We start from the raw sequence: 19596 nt of genomic DNA, 5'->3' as shown, positions 1-19596 counted from the left end.
CCCGGGAATGAGTGAGCACAGCGACAAAGCCCTTGCGAAGAAGGGCCAGACTGTTGGTCTGGTGATCGCGATTACGATGGTTTTGTGGCTGATTGCGAACCTTGCGGGGCCGCAGCTTGGCTTACCGGGGCGCTATGCGCTGTTGTTCGATTTCGCGGCGTTGGCTGCGTTGATTTGGGCCATGGTGGTGATCTGGCAAATGTGGCAGGTCAGACAAGACCAGAAGAAAGATTAATCAGTCCCACGATCGGGCTGGGATGATAAAAGAGTAGGGTGCAGCGATGCTTGCAGATCAGGACCGGATTTTTACCAACATTTACGGCATGCATGACCGTACACTCAAAGGAGCGCAGGCGCGTGGCCATTGGGACGGCACGGCAGATATCCTGAAAAAAGGTGCGCCGTGGATTGTGGACCAGATGAAGGCATCCGGTTTGCGCGGGCGTGGCGGGGCTGGTTTCCCGACGGGTCTGAAATGGTCTTTCATGCCCAAAGAGAGCGATGGCCGTCCCAGCTATCTGGTAATTAACGCCGACGAATCCGAGCCGGGGACGTGCAAGGATCGCGAGATCATGCGCCACGACCCGCATACGCTGATTGAAGGCTGTCTGATCGCGTCTTTCGCAATGAACGCACATGCCTGCTACATCTATATTCGCGGCGAGTACATTCGCGAGAAAGAGGCGCTGCAGGCCGCGATTGACGAGGCTTATGACGCAGGCTTGGTGGGCAAGAACGCCTGCAGGTCCGGTTGGGATTTCGACATCTATCTCGCGCATGGTGCCGGTGCCTATATCTGCGGTGAGGAAACGGCTCTGCTGGAAAGCCTTGAAGGCAAGAAGGGCATGCCGCGCATGAAGCCGCCGTTCCCTGCGGGCGCGGGTCTTTACGGGTGCCCGACGACTGTGAACAACGTGGAATCGATTGCCGTGGTGCCAACGATCCTGCGGCGTGGTCCAGAGTGGTTCGCGGGCTTTGGCCGTGCAAACAATGCAGGCACCAAGCTTTTTGCGATTTCGGGACATGTGAACAACCCCTGTGTTGTTGAAGAGGCGATGAGCATCACCTTTGAAGAACTGATCGAGACACATTGCGGCGGTATCCGTGGCGGTTGGGATAACCTCAAGGCTGTGATCCCTGGCGGATCTTCTGTTCCGATGATCCCCGGCGCACAGATGAAAGACGCGATCATGGATTTCGATTACCTGCGCGAGCAGCGGTCGGGTCTAGGCACGGCGGCGGTCATCGTCATGGACAATTCGACAGATGTAATCAAAGCGATCTGGCGTCTGGCGAAGTTCTACAAGCACGAGTCCTGCGGCCAGTGTACGCCGTGTCGCGAAGGCACGGGCTGGATGATGCGGGTCATGGACCGTCTGGTGACCGGCGATGCGGAACCGGAAGAGATCGACATGCTGCTGGATGTCACCAAGCAGGTCGAAGGCCACACAATCTGCGCGCTGGGTGATGCGGCGGCCTGGCCGATCCAGGGTCTGATCCGGCATTTCCGGGACGAGATCGAGGACCGGATCAAGCATAAGCGGACAGGTCGTGTGAGCGCTGTCGCGGCGGAATAAGCCAACACGACTTTCTCTCAAATTGGGGCCGCAGTTTCTGCGGCCCTTTTTTGTTGCCGCGTCCGTGGTAGGCATGCATACAATTCAGACAGGGCCATTTGGCCAATTCAAAAGGAATGATTTCATGGAAGAATTTGCCGCCTACAGCCACGCGATTACCTCATTGGCGCTGTGGTCATTGATCAGCCTTGTCTTGGGGATGCTTTCGACAATCGGGCGCACGCCCGAGAACCGCTGTGCCTGCGGCCATCCGAAAAGAGATTATTCAAATATCGTTTACCGTCGAAGCCGCGCCTTTGCCAATGCGATCGAGATGTCCGGTCCCTTCATCGGCGCGACCGTCGCGGCGATCCTGATTGGCGTCGCGCCGTTCTGGGTCAACGTGCTGGCGTCTGTCTTTATCGTATCGCGCATCGTCATGGCAGCGATACACATCGGTACGGAAATCCAGCCCGCGCGGTCGGTCGCCTGGATGATCGGCTGGATTTGCGTCATTGCGCTTGCGATCATGACAATCAGTGCCGCGATATTCTAGGCGGATGCAGCAAGAAGGGTATCACCTTGCGGAATTGAACCTTGGCATCCTGAAGTACGACTGGGAAGACCCAAGGGTGCAGGACTTTGTAAACGGGCTTGATCTGGTGAATGCGGCGGCGATGCGCAGTCCTGGTTTCGTCTGGATGATGGCATCCGACGAGATGGAGTTCGAACAGACCAGCGATACAGGTAACATGGGGGCCAACCCGCGGATGGCTTCGACCTTGAGCGTTTGGGAAAGCATGGCGCAGCTCGAACATCTAGAGCGCCATGGCGACAGCGATCATGCCTTTGGGTAGCAGTACCTTAAGCAGGCAACAATGCATCAAACCCATCGATGTCGCGACACAGAGCTTGCCTGAACTGCAATAATCGCAAATATGGGGGCCATAAGGGGATAACCCCAACCGCAGCAGGAGCAGGCCCTTGAAAAAATTTCGCTTTCCCGAAGATGGCGATGTGGCTGCAGATATCCGCGACCGCTATGGTTTTGATGGTGATCTGCTTGATATCTACGCGGGCAACGAGGGCGTGAAGGTGCACAAGTGGCATCATTACCTGCCACTTTATGATCGCTATTTCGGCCAGTATCGCGACACGCCGGTCAAGTTTCTGGAGATCGGGGTGAATAACGGCGGCTCTTTGCAGATGTGGCGGCGGTATCTGGGGAAGGACGCGATGTTGTGCGGGATCGATATCAACCCCGACTGCGCGCAATACGACGGGCAGTCGGGCATGGTGCGGATCGGATCGCAAGACGATCCTGAATTTCTGGCTGAGGTCGTCAAGGAAATGGGCGGTGTCGATGTTGTGCTGGATGATGGCAGCCACCGGATGCCCCATATCGAGAAATCCCTGCGCGTGCTTTTTCCTATGCTGACCGAGGGCGGCACCTATATGATCGAGGATCTGCACACCGCTTATTACCCGCGTTTCGGCGGGGGGTTTAAGGAGCGCGCGAATTTCTTTAATACGGTGCGACATATGATTGATGACATGCACAGTTGGTATCACGGCAAAAAAGGGCTGGCCTTGCCGGAACTTGCACAAGAATTCAGCGGCGTGCATGTGCACGATTCTATTGTGGTGATTGACAAGGCGGCGGTGCAAAGACCGACGCATTCGAGGGTACAAAAATGATAAAATATGCAGTTGCAGGTCTGATGGCCCTCGGCATTCTGGCGGGCTGCACCAATAGGGCGGACAGGTTGACGTTTGATGGTCACTACTATCGGACCAAGGTCAGCAAGGTCGACCGCCAGCGCGACGTCTTTACCGTGCGCATCCGTGACGTGGCCCAGTCTCTTGACGGCGCGCGCGAGGCCGGCCGGCACGCCGGCAACAGCTATTGTGTCAAAACCTACGGCAGCTCTGACATCGCCTGGGCAGTGGGGCCCGATACGCCGCCTGAACAGCTGCGGATCGTTGATAATACATTGGTGTTTCAGGGGGTTTGCCCTCAGCTTTGAAATGCGCAATAAGACGCCGAAGCCAGTCAGGCTGGTCGCCTGATATTGCATATCAAAGGGACTGATACTCATGTTGCGCAGGGGCAAAAACCGCCTGAGCAGATGAGGACTTAGAGACATGAAGACATTGGTTGCAGCAGTTTTGGGGGCCGCGATATTGGCCACTCCGGTGATGGCTAAAACGCCGCTGCGCGAGGTCGCGGCGATTGACGACGCGCTCTTTGATCTTGGCATCGCCGACATCGTACGCAAGAACTGTCCAACCATCGCGCCGCGTATGTTCAAAGCCATCGGGTATGTACGCAATCTGGAACGTCAGGCCCGCGATCTGGGCTATACTGAGGCCGAGATCGAAGCCTATACCGACAGCGACGCCGAAAAGAATCGCCTGCGCCGCAAAGCCGCAACATTTTTCCAGGCGAGAGGGGTCGATACTTCCGACCCGCAAAGCTATTGTGTGCTTGGGATGGAAGAAATTCAAAAATCGAGCCGGATCGGTTCGTTACTGAGAGCGAAGTGAGCATATGAGCGACATCCGCAAGATCATTATCGACGGCAAGGAAATCGAGACTGAAGGGGCGATGACGCTGATTCAGGCCTGTGAAGAGGCGGGGGTCGAAATCCCGCGTTTTTGCTACCATGAACGGCTGTCGATTGCCGGGAATTGCCGGATGTGTCTGGTCGAGGTTGTGGGCGGCCCGCCCAAGCCGGCGGCCTCTTGCGCGATGCAGGTCAAAGATCTGCGTCCCGGTCCCGAGGGCCAGCCGCCTGTCGTGAAAACCAATTCGCCGATGGTCAAAAAGGCCCGCGAAGGCGTGATGGAATTTCTGTTGATCAACCACCCGCTGGATTGCCCGATCTGCGATCAGGGCGGCGAATGTGATTTGCAGGATCAGGCGATGGCCTATGGCGTCGATTTCAGCCGCTACCGCGAGCCGAAACGGGCGACCGAAGATCTTGATCTGGGGCCATTGGTCGAAACACATATGACGCGATGCATTTCATGTACGCGCTGTGTCCGGTTCACCACCGAAGTCGCGGGCATTCACAAGATGGGCCAGACGGGCCGCGGCGAAGATGCCGAAATTACGTCCTATCTGGGTGAGACACTCGATTCGAACCTGCAGGGCAATATCATTGATCTTTGCCCGGTCGGGGCGCTGGTGTCGAAACCCTATGCCTTCACGGCGCGGCCTTGGGAATTGTCCAAGACCGAAAGCATCGACGTTATGGATGCGCTGGGATCGAACATCCGCGTCGATACAAAGGGCCGTGAAGTGATGCGGTTTCTGCCGCGGAACCATGATGGCGTGAACGAGGAATGGATTTCCGACAAGACACGCTTTGTCTGGGATGGTTTACGCCGTCAGCGTCTCGACACGCCTTATATCCGCGAGAACGGCAAGCTGCGCAAAGCGGAGTGGCCCGAAGCACTCGCCGCTGCAGCAGCGGCGATTAAGGGCAAGAAGGTCGGCGGCCTGATCGGTGATCTGGTTCCGGTCGAAGCAGCCTATGCGCTGAAGACCCTGATCGAAGGGCAGGGCGGTTCTGTTGAATGTCGCACAGACGGTGCCAAGCTGCCTGCGGGCAACCGTTCCGGCTATGTGGGTACCGCCACGGTCGAGGACATTGATCTGGCCGATAAGATCTTGCTGGTCGGGACAAACCCGGCGGTTGAAGCGCCCGTACTGAACGCACGCATCCGCAAGGCCTGGTCACGGGGCGCTGATGTGACATTGGTCGGTGAGGCGGGCAACCTGACCTATGACTATGAACATATGGGCACGGACCGCGCAGCACTTGCCCATGTGCTTGATCTCGATATGTCGTCGATGGCCGAGCAGAACGCGATCGTGATCGTCGGGCAGGCCGCTTTGGCTGCCGAAGATGGCGCAGCGGTTCTGGCTACCGTTCAGGCGATCTGTGAAAAGTCGGGCGGCAAGCTTTTGGTGCTGCACACTGCTGCAGGCCGTGTTGGCGCGATGGATATCGGTGCCACGTCCGAGAACGGGATCACCGATGTGCTGGGCGCTGATGTGATTTATAATCTTGGCGCTGATGAGGGCGACATTCCTGCCGGTCCTTTCGTGATCTATCAGGGCAGCCATGGCGATCGGGGCGCACACCGCGCCGATATCATCTTGCCGGGTGCCGCCTATACCGAAGAGGGCGGGCTGTTCGTCAATACCGAAGGGCGGCCGCAACTGGCGCTGCGTGCCAGCTTTGCCCCTGGACAGGCCAAAGAAAACTGGGCGATCTTGCGCGCCTTGTCGGCCGAGTTGGAGGCAACCTTGCCCTACGACTCACTCGCCGCGTTGCGCCGGGCCTTGGTCAAAGAGGTGCCGCATCTGGGTGATGTGGATGTCGTTGCACAGAATGAGTGGCAGGCAGTACCGCAAGCCGAGATGGGCACAGCGGCCTTTGGCACCGCGATTGCGGATTTCTATCTGAGCAATCCGATTGCACGGGCCAGCCAGCTGATGGCTGAGCTTTCGGCGAATGCGGCGGCACGGGCTGCGCAACCGATGGCGGCTGAGTGAGAATCGTGGCGGCCCTTGCTCTCATGGCATTGGGCGCATGCGAACCACAGGTGCCTCTGGCATCGGATTTTATCCCTGATTACAAAGGGGTAGAAACCGCACTGCTGGACGGTGATCTGGTGCAGTTCAAGGTGACCATGACCAAAGCGCAAAGCGGTCAGGACGTGGCCGACTATGCCGAATGTGCGGCTGCGCAATATACGCTCATTCGCGGTTACGGATTCGCAAGACATGTGCGCACAAATGTGGCCCAAGAGGCTGGCCTTTGGCGGGGCGATGCTGTTTATACGATCTCGCCGAGCCTGCCGCGGGGCATAAAGACAATCGATGCCGAAGTCACAGTAGCCAACTGCGTCGAAAAAGGCATTCCGAGGGTATGAGGGACAATGGCTGAATTCTTTACGCAAACCGGCCTGGGTATGGGGCTGTTGTTGGTGGGGCAGGTCCTGCTCTTGGTGGTGCCTTTGCTATTGGCGCTGGCCTTTTTAATGTACGCAGACCGCAAGATCTGGGCCGCCGTGATGATGCGGCGCGGGCCCAATGTGGTTGGTGTGTTCGGTCTGCTGCAATCTTTTGCGGATTTCCTGAAATATATCGTCAAAGAAGTCGTGGTGCCCGCCGGCGCGGATCGCGCCGTGTTCTTCCTGGCCCCGATGATCTCCTTTGTCATGGCGATGATTGCCTGGGCGGTGATCCCGTTCAATGATGGTTGGATCCTGGCCGACATCAACGTCGCCATCCTCTATGTCTTCGCAATCTCTTCGCTTGAGGTCTACGGCGTGATCATGGGCGGTTGGGCGTCAAACTCCAAATATCCCTTCCTCGGCTCGCTGCGCTCTGCAGCCCAGATGATCTCCTATGAGGTCTCGATCGGTTTGATCATCATCGGTGTGATCATCTCGACCGGTTCGATGAACTTCGGATCCATCGTGGCCGCACAAGAGGGCGGCGGCGGCATCCTGCACTGGTATTTCCTGCCACACTTCCCGATGTTGATCCTGTTTTTTATCTCGGCCTTGGCAGAAACCAACCGGCCCCCGTTTGACCTGCCGGAAGCGGAATCAGAACTGGTGGCGGGCTATCAGGTTGAATATTCGTCCACACCCTTCCTGCTCTTCATGATTGGCGAGCTGGTGGCCGTGGTGCTGATGTGTGCGCTGGTATCACTGCTGTTCCTTGGCGGATGGCTGTCGCCTGTGGCTTTCCTGCCGGATGGCTTCTTCTGGATGTTCATTAAGATGCTCGGCGTCTTCTTCATGTTCTCCATGGTGAAGGCGATCACGCCGCGCTACCGCTACGACCAATTGATGCGTCTGGGCTGGAAAGTCTTCCTGCCGTTCTCGCTCTTCTGGGTGGTATTCGTGGCCTTCGCGGCAAAATTCGAATGGTTCTGGGGCATCTATGCCCGCTGGCCGATGTGAGGATGATATGAGCCAAACAGATTTCTCCCGCAAAGCCGGATATTTCCTGCTGACCGACTACGTGAAGGCGTTCATGCTAGGCATGCGCTATTTCTTTGCGCCTAAGGCTACTTTGAACTACCCGCACGAAAAGGGGCCATTGTCGCCTCGTTTCCGTGGAGAGCACGCCTTGCGCCGCTATCCCAACGGGGAAGAACGCTGCATTGCGTGCAAACTGTGCGAAGCGGTCTGCCCTGCGCAGGCGATCACCATTGATGCGGAGCCGCGCGCCGACGGTTCGCGCCGCACGACGCGCTATGACATCGACATGACCAAATGCATCTACTGCGGTTTCTGTCAGGAAGCCTGCCCTGTGGATGCGATTGTCGAAGGGCCGAATTTCGAGTTTTCGACCGAGACGCGCGAAGAGCTGTACTACGACAAGGAAAAGCTGCTCGACAACGGCGAGCGTTGGGAAGCCGAGATTGCCCGCAACCTCGAGATGGATGCGCCCTACCGATGAGTGACCCCGTAAACCCCTTTGAAGCGATGATGAAGCAGGCGCAGGAGATGGCGAAGGCCATGCCTTCGATGGATGCGTTTTCGCCCAAGGTGTTCGAGGCGATGATGGGCACCATGCCCAAAGACATGATGGAAATGATGTTCGGCAATTCCATCAATGAAAACGGTCTGGATGCGCGGACGCGGTTGTTGTTGACGCTTGCGGGTCTGACGATGCAGGGGGCGCAGAACGATACAGTCATGCGCCAAACGGTGCGCCACGCGATTACTGCAGGTGCGACCGAGCAGCATATCAAAGAAACAATTGCGCAGATGTCGGTCTTTGCTGGCCTGCCTGCCATGACCCGCGCGATGGAACTCGCACAGCAGGTCTTTGACGAAAAAGAGGGCGACGCATGAGTGTCTTTGCATTCTATCTGTTTGCGATCTGCGTGATCGCAGGCGGTCTGTTCACAGTGATCAGCCGCAATCCGGTGCACTCTGTGCTTTGGCTTATCCTCGCCTTTCTCTCTTCGGCAGGGCTTTTCGTGCTCTTGGGGGCCGAGTTTGTCGCGATGCTGTTGATCATCGTCTATGTGGGCGCTGTTGCGGTCCTGTTCCTGTTCGTGGTGATGATGCTCGACGTTGATTTTGCAGAGCTGAAGGCGGAGATGGCGAAATACATGCCATTGGCGTTGTTGATCGGCCTGATCATCCTGATGCAGTTTGTGATGGCCTTTGGCGCTTGGGAAAGCAACGCGGCGGCGGAAGGGCTGCGCGCGCAGGTGACAAGCCCCGATGTGCAGAACACAGCGGCGCTGGGGCTGATCCTTTATGACGACTACTTTTTGCTGTTCCAGCTTGCAGGTCTGATCCTGCTGGTGGCGATGATTGGTGCCATTGTGCTGACCCTGCGCCACCGCGTGGATGTAAAGCGGCAGGATGTCGTAGCACAGATGATGCGTGACCCGACCAAGACGATGGAACTGAAAGATGTGAAACCGGGGCAGGGGCTCTAGCCCCGAAAGACAGATGGCTGCTGGCCGCTTTTGGACGGCAGGAAACAAGGACGACAACATGTCGAGAAATACAATCGTGGTGTTGGTGGTGGTGCTGATCATCGTTTTGGGCGGCTACGGATTTACCCGCTGAACCACCGCATGTCCCGTTGGCAAGCGGGACGCAAAGATACTAAAAGCCCCGATAACGGGCAAAAGAACCGAGGGACGACATGATCGGACTTGAACATTACCTGACAGTAGCGGCGACGCTGTTTGTCATTGGCATCTTCGGGCTATTCCTGAACCGCAAGAACGTGATCATCATCCTGATGAGCATCGAATTGATGCTTTTGGCGGTGAATATCAATTTCGTCGCCTTCTCCAGTTTTCTGGGCGATCTGGTCGGACAGGTTTACACGCTTTTCGTTCTGACAGTCGCTGCAGCCGAGGCGGCGATCGGTCTGGCTATTCTGGTTTGTTTCTTCCGCAACCGTGGCACGATCGCGGTTGAAGACGTCAACGTAATGAAGGGCTAGAGGCACATGGAAACCATCATCCTTTTCGCCCCACTCGTCGGCGCCCTCGTCGGCGGCTTTGGCTGGAAAATCATTGGCGAGGCTGCGGCCCAGTGGATCACCACGGGCCTGCTGTTTCTGGCGGCGGCCCTGTCCTGGGTTGTTTTCCTGACGCTGGACGGTCCAACCGAGCATATCCAGATACTGCGCTTTATTGAATCGGGCAGCTTGAGCACGGATTGGTCGATCCGAATGGACCGGCTGACTGCGATCATGTTGATCGTCGTGACAAGCGTCTCGGCGCTCGTGCATCTCTATTCGTTTGGCTACATGGCCCATGACGACAATTTCGCGGGTGAGCACGAGAACTATCGCGCACGTTTCTTTGCCTATCTGTCGTTCTTCACCTTCGCGATGCTGATGCTGGTGACCTCAGACAACCTGATCCAGATGTTCTTCGGCTGGGAAGGCGTGGGTGTCGCGTCTTACTTGCTGATTGGCTTTTACTACAAAAAGCCAAGCGCAAATGCCGCTGCGATCAAGGCTTTCGTGGTGAACAGGGTCGGGGACTTCGGATTTGCGCTTGGGATATTCGCGCTTTTCCTGATGACGGACAGCATCCGCTTTGATGATATCTTTGCCGTTGCACCTGATCTGGCAGAGCAGACCATTTCGTTCCTTTGGACCGACTGGAATGCGGCCAATCTGATTGCCTTCCTGCTGTTTGTGGGTGCGATGGGCAAATCGGCACAATTGTTCCTGCACACATGGTTGCCCGACGCGATGGAAGGCCCGACACCCGTGTCAGCGCTGATCCATGCGGCGACAATGGTGACGGCGGGTGTCTTCCTTGTCTGCCGCATGTCGCCGGTGATGGAATTTGCCCCGGAAGCGATGATGTTCGTCACCGTGATCGGTGCCACGACCGCTTTTTTTGCCGCGACCGTGGGCCTGGTCCAAACCGACATCAAGCGCGTGATCGCCTATTCAACCTGTTCGCAGCTGGGATATATGTTCGTGGCTGCTGGCGTCGGGATGTATTCGGCGGCGATGTTCCACTTGTTCACCCACGCCTTTTTTAAGGCGATGCTGTTTCTTGGTGCCGGGTCGGTCATCCACGCGATGCACCACGAGCAGGACATGAATAATTACGGCGGCTTGCGGAAAAAGATCCCCTATACCTTTGCCGCGATGATGGTCGGCACATTGGCCATCACCGGTGTCGGCATCCCGCTGACGCACTTCGGTTTTGCCGGCTTCCTGTCGAAGGACGCGATCATTGAAAGCGCTTGGGCAGGCGGGTCGATGTATGGCTTCTGGCTGCTGGTTGTCGCTGCCGCGATGACAAGCTTTTACAGCTGGCGTTTGATCTTCCTCACTTTCTTTGGTGCGCCGCGTGGCAACAAGCATACGCATGAACATGCACATGAATCGCCCACAGTGATGCTGGTGCCGCTGGGCGTTCTGGCATTGGGCGCGATCTTTGCCGGTATGATCTGGTACAAGCCGTTCTTTGGCGATCACAAATACGTTGCTGAGTTCTACAATATCCCATTGGCCGAAATGGCCGAAGGATCGGATGCGCAGGCTGATGGTGCCGAAGACAACCACGGTACGTCCGAAGACGGACACGGCTCGGATGAGGCGCATCATGCTGCCTTTGGCGGTGCGCCGGGCGAGGGGGCGTTGTACTTTGCGCCCGAAAACCATGTTCTGGAAGACGCACATGGTGCGCCAATCTGGGTCAAGGTATCGCCCTTCATCGCCATGCTGCTGGGTCTTGTGATGGCGCTGTGGTTCTACATCTGGAACCCGACATTGCCCGGTCGTCTGGCCGCAAACCAGCAACCGCTCTACCAGTTCCTTCTGAACAAGTGGTACTTTGACGAAATCTACAATGTGGTCTTTGTCAAACCAGCCAAAGCGATTGGTCGCTTCCTCTGGAAGCGTGGTGACGGCAGCGTCATCGACGGGGCCCTGAACGGGATCGCAATGGGGATCATACCCTTCTTCACGCGGCTCGCCGGTAAGGCGCAGTCCGGTTATATCTTTACCTATGCCTTCGCGATGGTGATCGGCATTGCCGTGCTCGTCACCTGGATGACGATGACCGGAGGAGCGAACTAATGGATACGCACCTGCTCTCCATCATTACATTTCTGCCTGCCTTTGCTGCAGTTATCCTGGCGGTGTTCCTGCGTGGCGACGATAAAGCCGCGCACCGCAATGCCAAGTGGCTGGCGCTGATCACCACAACAGCGACCTTTGTGATTTCGCTGTTCGTGCTGTTCCAGTTCGATCCACATGACACGGGCTTCCAGTTTGTAACGGAATCCGATTGGCTGTTGGGGCTGAAGTACCGAATGGGCGTGGATGGCATTTCGATCCTTTTCGTCATGCTGACTACTTTTATGATGCCACTGGTCATCGCTGCCTCGTGGGATGTGAACACCCGCGTCAAGGAGTACATGATCGCCTTCCTGCTGTTGGAAACGCTGATGCTCGGCGTCTTCATGGCGTTGGATCTGATCTTGTTCTATCTGTTCTTCGAAGCGGGCCTGATCCCGATGTTCCTGATCATCGGCATCTGGGGCGGGGCGAACCGCATCTACGCCAGCTTCAAGTTCTTTCTTTATACTTTCCTCGGCTCGGTCCTGATGCTTGTGGCAATGGTCGCAATGTTCTCGGATGCAGGCACGACCTGTATCGGGGCCTGTGATGTCAGCTTGCTGAACCACACCTTCGGCTCCGAAACCTTCTCTGTTCTTGGGGTGCAAGTCATCGGTGGGATGCAGACGCTGATGTTCCTGGCGTTCTTTGCCAGCTTTGCAGTGAAAATGCCGATGTGGCCGGTGCACACCTGGTTGCCGGATGCGCATGTTCAGGCCCCGACGGCCGGCTCAGTGGTGCTGGCGGCAATCCTGCTTAAAATGGGGGGCTACGGCTTCCTGCGGTTCTCCTTGCCGATGTTCCCGGTGGGATCTGATGTGATGGCACCGGTTGTGTTGTGGATGTCTGCCATCGCCATCGTCTATGCCAGCCTTGTGGCGCTGGTGCAGGACGATATGAAAAAGCTGATTGCCTATTCATCCGTTGCGCATATGGGCTTTGTCACCATGGGTATCTTTGCAGCGAACCAGCAAGGGGTAGACGGTGCGATCTTCCAGATGATCAGCCACGGCTTCATCTCGGGCGCATTGTTCCTGTGTGTTGGCGTGGTCTATGACCGCATGCACACCCGTGAGATCGACGCCTACGGCGGGCTGGTCAACCGGATGCCGGTGTACGCGATGATCTTCATGCTCTTCACGATGGCAAATGTAGGCCTACCGGGCACTTCCGGGTTTGTCGGTGAATTCCTCACGCTCATGGCCACTTTCCAGGTCAATACCTGGGTGGCGGCGGTTGCGACCACCGGCGTGATCCTGTCTGCTGCCTATGCCCTGTGGCTCTATCGCCGTGTGGTGATGGGCGAGTTGATCAAGGAAAGCCTGAAGGCGATCAAAGACATGAACGCCCGCGAGAAGTGGATCTTTGCTCCACTCGTGGTGATGACACTGCTTCTGGGCATCTACCCGGCGCTGGTGCTGGACATGATCGGGCCGTCCGTAACGGCGCTGGTTGAAAATTACGCAAGCGCGGTAGAGGCAGGCCAAACGGCCGTCCAGACCGCCGAAGCTTTGAACTAAAGGACACGCGCGATGATTTCCGCTGATCTGAACGTCATTCTGCCCGAAATTCTGCTGGCGGCCTTTGCGCTGGTGGGGCTTCTGGCGGCCGTCTACACCACCAAAGACAGAATGGGCAGCTTGCTGGTCTGGGCCACGGCGGTGGTTTTCGTGGCGCTGGCCGCGTGGATTGGTCTGACGGGTGAGGGCACTGAGGTCGCCTTTAACGGCATGTTCATCGAGGACAGCTTTGCACGGTTTGCGAAGGTCACGATCCTGCTGTCTGCCGCTGCCGTCCTGATCATGTCCGAAGGGTATATGCAGGCACGTGGGCTGTTGCGGTTTGAATATCCGATGTTGGTTGCACTGGCCGCTGTGGGCATGATGATGATGGTCTCAGCAGGCGATCTGATGGCGCTTTATATGGGGTTGGAGCTGCAATCGCTGGCACTTTATGTGGTGGCCTCCTTGCGCCGTGATTCCGTGCGCTCAACCGAAGCGGGTCTGAAGTATTTTGTACTCGGCGCGCTGTCTTCGGGCATTCTGCTCTACGGTGCCTCGCTGGTGTATGGCTACACCGGGACGACCTTGTTCTCCGGGATCATCACGACCGCACAGGCGGGTGAGACATCCTTGGGGCTGCTCTTTGGTATTGTGTTCCTGATTTCTGGTTTGGCATTCAAAGTGTCGGCTGTGCCGTTCCACATGTGGACGCCAGACGTTTATGAAGGCTCGCCCACACCGGTTACAGCTTTCTTTGCCACTGCCCCCAAAGTCGCCGCAATGGCACTGTTTGCACGGGTGTTGCACGATGCCTTCGGCCAAGCGGTCGGGGACTGGCAGCAGATCGTGGCGCTTTTGTCGGTCCTGTCGATGTTCCTTGGCGGTGTAGCGGCCATTGGCCAGACCAACATCAAACGTCTGATGGCATTCTCATCCATCGCCCACATGGGCTATGCGCTGATGGGGCTTGCTGCGGGTACAGCCTTTGGCGTTCAGGCGATGCTGGTCTATATGGCGATCTATGTGACCATGAATGTGGGCACCTTCGCCTTTATTCTGATGATGGAGAAAGACGGCGCGCCGGTTTCGGACATCTCTGCGCTGAACATGTACGCAAAGAACAATCCCGGGCGCGCCTTGGCGATGCTGGTTTTGCTGTTCTCACTGGCAGGTGTGCCGCCGATGCTCGGGTTCTTTGGCAAATTCTACGTACTGCGTGCCGCCTATGATGCGGGTCTGGCCTGGTTGGCAATTGCGGGTGTTGTGGCATCGGTGATCGGTGCCTACTACTATCTGCGGATCGTTTTCTTCATGTATTTTGGCGAAGACGGCAGCGACCGCTTGGACCAGGGCAGGGGGCGTGTGTTGCCGATCTTCCTGACGGCCTCGGCCTTGATCATGGTGTTGGGTATCATCAACATGTTCGGCGTGGAAGCTGCGGCACAGGCGGCGGCGGGTGCGCTGGTCAATTGATCGCGTGTCTGTGTCAGCGGGCAGTGTCGGGTATTTTTAAAAGGGTGAAACCATGACGGGCTGGCCCCAGGGCTATGGCCGCCATGTGTTGGAGACCGTAGATTCAACCCTGTCCGAAGCGCAGCGAATGCTGCCGACGCTTTCGGGGCCGACCTGGATTTTCGCTTCAGAGCAGACAGCGGCACGCGGGAGGCGCGGGCGAGCATGGGCCACGCCAAGGTGTAATTTCGCAGGTACGTTGATCATGCGGCGCGCTGAGGAACCCGGCGTGGCAGCGCTGCGCAGCTTTCTGGCGGCTTTGGCGCTCTACCGCGCTTTTGATGCTGTGACCGGCAGGCCGGACGTCTTTGCCCTGAAGTGGCCGAATGATGTATTGCTCCGTGGGGGCAAGGTGGCGGGCATTCTGTTAGAGAGTGTGGGCGACCACCTGATCATCGGCATAGGCGTCAACCTCGTGCATGCCCCCTCTGCCGCAGAGGTGGAGGAACGCGCATTGCGTCCGGTGAGCTTGAAGAGTGAACTGGGGCTCACAGTGCCGCCCGAAGTTTTCCTTGATACATTGGCGACAGAATATGCGGCGCTTGAGGCGCAATTCCTCGATCAGGGCTTTGCGCCTATTCGGCGGGCCTGGCTGGCCCATGCGGCAAAGCTGGGTGAGGTGATTACCGCCCGCACCATGCGTGATGAGACCGTCGGCACGTTTGAAGATGTCGATGAAAGCGGCAACCTGATCCTGGGCACGGCGGCGGGCCCTGTGGCGATCACGGCTGCGGATGTGTTTTTCTAGGGGGACAGACCCATGCTTCTTGCGATTGATTGCGGCAATACCAACACGGTGTTTTCGATTTGGGACGGCGAAAGCTTTATCGCGACCTGGCGCACGGCGACCGAATGGCAGCGCACCGCGGATCAGTACTATGTCTGGCTGAGCACGCTGATGAAATTTCAAAAGATCGAGGCAGAGATCACTGACGTTATCATCTCGTCCACGGTGCCGCGCGTTGTCTTCAACCTGCGGGTCTTTGCCGATCGGTATTTCGACACGCGGCCCATGGTTGTCGGTAAACCTGATTGTGCGCTGCCGGTCGAGGTGCGGGTGGACGAAGGGACAGCAGTAGGCCCGGACCGGTTGGTGAATACCGTGGCGGGCTACGATCTTTTCGGGCCGGACCTGATCATCGTGGATTTCGGGACGGCGACGACTTTTGACGTGGTCGCGGCGGATGGCGCCTATGTCGGTGGCGTGATCGCGCCAGGTGTGAACCTGAGCCTTGAGGCGTTGCACAGTGCCGCCGCCGCCTTGCCGCATGTCGATATCACCCAGCCCCAGCAGGTCGTTGGGACCAATACGGTCGCCTGTATGCAATCGGGAATTTTCTGGGGTTACGTTGGTCTCGTTCGTGAGATATGTGCGCGGATAAAGGCGGAACGCGAGCGCGAGATGCGCGTCATTTCCACCGGGGGTCTGGCCCCGCTGTTTCAGCAGGCCGCCGACCTTTTTGATGAATACCAAGATGATCTGACAATGCACGGCCTGACCGTGATTTATAAGTATAACAAGGAATTAGCTGACAGATGAGCAGTGAGAGATTGATCTACCTTCCCCTCGGCGGGGCGGGTGAAATTGGCATGAATGCCTATGTATATGGCTACGGCAAGCCTGGAAAAGAACGGCTAATCGTAGTCGACCTTGGCGTGGCTTTCCCGGATATGGATGGCAGCCCCGGCGTTGATTTGATCATCGCCGACATCACATGGCTGAAGGAACGCCGCGACCGGATTGAAGCGGTGTTTATCACCCATGCGCATGAGGATCATGTGGGTGCCGTAGCGCACACCTATGCAGACCTTAAAGCCCCGATTTATGCGCGCAAGTTCACCGGCAACATCGCCCGGCGGAAACTGGATGAATACAACATCCCGGACAGCGCCTTGACGATCGTCGGTGCCTGGCCCGAGCAGGTGGAGGCAGGACCGTTCAAAGTTGGATTTCTGCCGATTTCCCATTCGATCCCCGAAAGCTCTGCCTTGGTAATTGACAGCCCAGAGGGGCGCGTGGTGCATTCCGGGGACTTCAAAATCGACGTGACACCGGGTGTGGGCGAGGCTTATGACCCCGAGCTCTGGGCCGACGTGTGCAAGGACGGGGTTAAGGCTCTGGTTTGTGACAGCACGAATGTCTTTTCCCCCAAGGCCGGCCGGTCAGAGGCGACTGTCGGTCCGGCAATTGAGGAATTGGTGAGCGGGGCGGCAGGTATGGTCGTGGCGACCACCTTTGCCTCCAACGTGGCGCGTGTCAAAACGCTGGCTGTGGCGGGCGACAAGGCGGGACGCTCAATCGTGCTGCTGGGCCGTGCGATGAACCGCATGGTTGAAGCGGCGCTTGAAACCGGCGTGATGAAGGATTTCCCGAAGACTGTCAGCGCCGAGGAAGCGCGAGGCATCCCGCGTGAAAACCTCATGCTTCTGGTCACCGGATCCCAAGGCGAACGCCGCGCGGCGAGCGCGCAGTTGGCACGGGGCAAATATCAGGGCATCGAGATGAAGCAGGGCGATTTGTTCCTGTTCTCGTCCAAGACGATCCCCGGCAATGAAAAGGGCGTGATCCGTATCATGAACCAGTTCTCTGAACTGGGCGTTGATGTGGTGGATGACAGCAACGGCCATTACCATGTGTCTGGTCACGCCAACCGCCCCGATCTTGAGACGCTGCATGATGTGGTGAAACCGCAAATCCTGATCCCGATGCATGGCGAACATCGCCACCTGCGCGAGCATGTGAAAATCGCGGAAGGCAAAGGCTTTACTGGCGTGCTGGCTGTGAACGGGATGATGATTGATCTGTCGGGCAACAAGCCAAAGGTCGCGGAATACATCGAAAGCGGGCGGACGTATCTGGACGGCTCTGTTCAGATTGGTGCGCTGGACGGCGTTGTGCGCGACCGGATCCGCATGGCGTTGAACGGTCATGTCACCGTGACCGTGATCATGGATGACAATGACGAGCCTCTCGGTGATCCTTGGGTGGATTGCATGGGCCTGCCCGAGACGGGCAAGTCGGGCACGGCGCTGGTTGACGTGATGGAAGAAGACTTGAGCCAGTTTCTGGGCCGGTCCAAAGCCGCCACATTGCGCGATGACAACAAACTGAACGAAGGCCTGAAGCGGGTGGTGCGCCAGTCCGGTCAGGAAGAGATTGGCAAGAAGCCCGAAGTGACAGTCGTAGTCAGCCGCTTGAGCTGAGCTGTTTCTCAGGCAGATGCAAAAAAGGCCCCGCAGCGATCTGCGGGGCCTTTTTTGTGGACTAACGATCTAAGGGTTAGTTGCTTGGACGGTCCTCGAAGCTCAACTCGATGAACTCTGGCGTGTGATCGCCAAGCCCGACAACCTGATTGCCTCCGCGGTCATTCCCGCCCCGGCCGCCGCGATTGTCATTGCGGCTGCGGTTGTTATCCCGCTTCTCGTTCTGTTGCTTGTGGTCGTCACGCTGCTTGTTGTCATCGCGGCTGCGCGATCTGCTGCGGCTGTCGGATTTTGGTTTGTCGTCCGGCTGCTTGGCTTCGACGGAGGCCTCGGCCTTTGGTGCTTCGGCCTGCGCGTCTGCTTTGGTCTCGGCCGGTTTGGGCGCATCGTCGGATTTCCGACTGCGCGACCGGGTGCGCTTGGGCTTTTCGGTCTTTTCCGCCGCATCGGCAGGCTTTGCCGCCACCTCTTCGGAAGGTTTGCTACCACCCAGCGGATTGTCCAACCGCGGGATTTCATGCTGCACGAGGCCTTCAACGTCAGCGAGGTTCTTTTCGTCCCGAGGGGAACAGATCATGATCGCCGCCCCGTCACGTCCGGCACGGCCAGTGCGACCTATGCGGTGCACATAATCTTCGGCATGGCTGGGCACATCGAAGTTGAACACATGGCTGACCGCCGGCACATCAAGGCCACGGGCGGCAACGTCAGAGGCGACAAGAAAACGCAGATCGCCGGCGCGGAAGCCATCGAGCGTCTTGGTGCGCTGGCTTTGATCCAGGTCCCCGTGGATCGGCGCGGCATCATAGCCGTACTTTTTCAAAGACTTGGCAACCGTATCCACGTCCATCTTGCGGTTGCAAAAGATGATCGCGTTGGTGCATTTGTCGCCTTCGGCGTCGATCAGCGCGCGCAACACTTTACGCTTTTCCGTCGCTTCACGATCTTTCCGCGAGGCTTTGAACATCAGCACGCCTTGGGTGATGTTCTTGTTTGTCGTCGCCTGACGTGCAACCTCGATCCGCTCGGGATTGCTGAGGAAGGTATTGGTGATCCGCTCGATCTCGGGTGCCATCGTGGCCGAGAAGAACAGCGTCTGGCGGGTGAACGGCGTCAGGCCAAAGATGCGTTCGATGTCGGGAATGAACCCCATGTCGAGCATCCGGTCGGCTTCATCCACCACCATGATTTTCACGTCATTCAGAATGAGTTTGCCACGCTCGAAATGGTCGAGCAGGCGACCCGGCGTGGCAATCAGCACATCCACGCCTTTGTCTATGGCGGTGTCCTGTTCCTTGAAGCTGACGCCGCCGATAAGCAACGCTTTGGTCAGCTTGACGTGTTTGGCATAGGTGTCGAAATTTTCGGCAACCTGTGCAGCCAACTCACGCGTCGGGCAGAGTACAAGGCTGCGCGGCATCCGTGCGCGGGCGCGGCCACGGGCCAGCATGGTGATCATTGGCAGCGTAAAGCTGGCGGTTTTTCCGGTACCTGTCTGGGCGATGCCTAGAACGTCGCGGCCTTCGAGGGCAGGGGGAATAGCACCCGCCTGAATGGGGGTCGGGCTTTCGTAGCCAGCCTCGTCGATGGCTTTAAGCACTTTGGGGCTGAGCTTGAGATCAGAGAATTTTGTCATATGTGTCCGATGTTTGCGGACACTGACTTGGCC

Annotated in this window: 21 protein-coding genes; 20 read left to right on the top strand and 1 reads right to left on the bottom strand. The window is 57.5% G+C overall.

Going from position 1 to position 19596, the window contains the following annotated elements; genetic code table 11:
• Positions 1–7: 7 nt before the first annotated feature.
• From Z945_RS0117030 to Z945_RS0116930, 20 genes are all read left to right on the top strand, one after another.
• Positions 8–235, top strand: a complete 228-nt coding sequence (locus tag Z945_RS0117030; RefSeq protein WP_025053301.1) for a DUF5337 domain-containing protein — start codon at positions 8–10, stop codon at positions 233–235.
• A gap of 46 nt (positions 236–281) precedes the next feature.
• A complete protein-coding gene (gene nuoF / locus Z945_RS0117025; protein ID WP_025053300.1) occupies positions 282–1577 on the top strand; it encodes an NADH-quinone oxidoreductase subunit NuoF in 1296 nt (431 codons plus the stop codon).
• A 124-nt stretch (positions 1578–1701) separates the two neighbouring features.
• Positions 1702–2112: an MAPEG family protein gene (locus Z945_RS0117020; protein ID WP_025053299.1), complete on the top strand. Its 411-nt coding sequence runs from the start codon at positions 1702–1704 to the stop codon at positions 2110–2112.
• The gene (locus Z945_RS0117015; protein WP_241434520.1) at positions 2096–2413 is read left to right on the top strand and encodes a DUF3291 domain-containing protein; all 318 of its coding nucleotides are present in this window, start codon (positions 2096–2098) and stop codon (positions 2411–2413) included. The genes Z945_RS0117020 and Z945_RS0117015 overlap by 17 nt, the downstream gene beginning before the upstream one ends.
• Positions 2414–2540: 127 nt before the next feature.
• Positions 2541–3254, top strand: a complete 714-nt coding sequence (locus Z945_RS0117010; RefSeq protein ID WP_025053297.1) for a class I SAM-dependent methyltransferase — start codon at positions 2541–2543, stop codon at positions 3252–3254.
• Positions 3251–3583, top strand: a complete 333-nt coding sequence (locus tag Z945_RS0117005; RefSeq protein ID WP_241434519.1) for a hypothetical protein — start codon at positions 3251–3253, stop codon at positions 3581–3583. Before Z945_RS0117010 ends, Z945_RS0117005 begins: the two co-directional genes overlap by 4 nt.
• Before the next feature lie 118 nt (positions 3584–3701).
• Positions 3702–4103, top strand: a complete 402-nt coding sequence (locus Z945_RS0117000) for a DUF5333 domain-containing protein (protein WP_025053295.1) — start codon at positions 3702–3704, stop codon at positions 4101–4103.
• 4 nt (positions 4104–4107) lie between these two features.
• Entirely contained in the window at positions 4108–6123 is a 2016-nt protein-coding gene (gene nuoG, locus Z945_RS0116995) for an NADH-quinone oxidoreductase subunit NuoG (protein ID WP_025053294.1), read from the top strand.
• Between the two features lie 23 nt (positions 6124–6146).
• A complete protein-coding gene (locus tag Z945_RS0116990) occupies positions 6147–6503 on the top strand; it encodes a hypothetical protein (protein ID WP_037971131.1) in 357 nt (118 codons plus the stop codon).
• A gap of 6 nt (positions 6504–6509) precedes the next feature.
• Positions 6510–7544 carry an NADH-quinone oxidoreductase subunit NuoH gene (gene nuoH / locus Z945_RS19810; protein WP_037971129.1) on the top strand — a complete coding sequence of 345 codons (1035 nt, stop codon included), beginning with the start codon at positions 6510–6512 and terminating at the stop codon, positions 7542–7544.
• Between the two features lie 7 nt (positions 7545–7551).
• Positions 7552–8046, top strand: a complete 495-nt coding sequence (gene nuoI / locus Z945_RS0116980; RefSeq protein WP_025053292.1) for an NADH-quinone oxidoreductase subunit NuoI — start codon at positions 7552–7554, stop codon at positions 8044–8046.
• Positions 8043–8444, top strand: coding sequence for a carboxymuconolactone decarboxylase family protein (locus Z945_RS0116975; protein ID WP_025053291.1), 402 nt, complete (start codon positions 8043–8045; stop codon positions 8442–8444). Before nuoI ends, Z945_RS0116975 begins: the two co-directional genes overlap by 4 nt.
• Entirely contained in the window at positions 8441–9043 is a 603-nt protein-coding gene (locus Z945_RS0116970) for an NADH-quinone oxidoreductase subunit J (protein WP_025053290.1), read from the top strand. The genes Z945_RS0116975 and Z945_RS0116970 overlap by 4 nt, the downstream gene beginning before the upstream one ends.
• A gap of 212 nt (positions 9044–9255) precedes the next feature.
• Entirely contained in the window at positions 9256–9561 is a 306-nt protein-coding gene (gene nuoK, locus Z945_RS0116960; protein ID WP_025053289.1) for an NADH-quinone oxidoreductase subunit NuoK, read from the top strand.
• Positions 9562–9567: 6 nt separating this feature from the next.
• Entirely contained in the window at positions 9568–11667 is a 2100-nt protein-coding gene (gene nuoL / locus Z945_RS0116955; RefSeq protein WP_025053288.1) for an NADH-quinone oxidoreductase subunit L, read from the top strand.
• Positions 11667–13229: an NADH-quinone oxidoreductase subunit M gene (locus tag Z945_RS0116950; RefSeq protein ID WP_025053287.1), complete on the top strand. Its 1563-nt coding sequence runs from the start codon at positions 11667–11669 to the stop codon at positions 13227–13229. The genes nuoL and Z945_RS0116950 overlap by 1 nt, the downstream gene beginning before the upstream one ends.
• Before the next feature lie 12 nt (positions 13230–13241).
• Positions 13242–14684, top strand: coding sequence for an NADH-quinone oxidoreductase subunit NuoN (nuoN, locus tag Z945_RS0116945; RefSeq protein WP_025053286.1), 1443 nt, complete (start codon positions 13242–13244; stop codon positions 14682–14684).
• A gap of 52 nt (positions 14685–14736) precedes the next feature.
• The gene (locus Z945_RS0116940; protein WP_025053285.1) at positions 14737–15471 is read left to right on the top strand and encodes a biotin--[acetyl-CoA-carboxylase] ligase; all 735 of its coding nucleotides are present in this window, start codon (positions 14737–14739) and stop codon (positions 15469–15471) included.
• Positions 15472–15483: 12 nt separating this feature from the next.
• On the top strand, positions 15484–16263 hold the full coding sequence (locus Z945_RS0116935) for a type III pantothenate kinase (protein ID WP_025053284.1): 780 nt from the start codon (positions 15484–15486) through the stop codon (positions 16261–16263).
• Positions 16260–17927, top strand: a complete 1668-nt coding sequence (locus Z945_RS0116930; RefSeq protein WP_025053283.1) for a ribonuclease J — start codon at positions 16260–16262, stop codon at positions 17925–17927. The genes Z945_RS0116935 and Z945_RS0116930 overlap by 4 nt, the downstream gene beginning before the upstream one ends.
• Before the next feature lie 76 nt (positions 17928–18003).
• Here Z945_RS0116930 and Z945_RS0116925 read toward each other — a convergent pair whose 3' ends face one another.
• Positions 18004–19563 (bottom strand): DEAD/DEAH box helicase, encoded by a 1560-nt coding sequence (locus Z945_RS0116925; protein ID WP_025053282.1) that lies wholly within the window; start codon positions 19561–19563, stop codon positions 18004–18006.
• Between the last annotated feature and the right edge of the window lie 33 nt (positions 19564–19596).

It is taken from the genome of Sulfitobacter noctilucae (assembly GCF_000622365.1).
Lineage (GTDB): Bacteria > Pseudomonadota > Alphaproteobacteria > Rhodobacterales > Rhodobacteraceae > Sulfitobacter > Sulfitobacter noctilucae.
The sequence above is the reverse complement of the archived record's forward strand: the minus strand, read 5'-3'. Positions and strand labels throughout refer to the sequence as shown.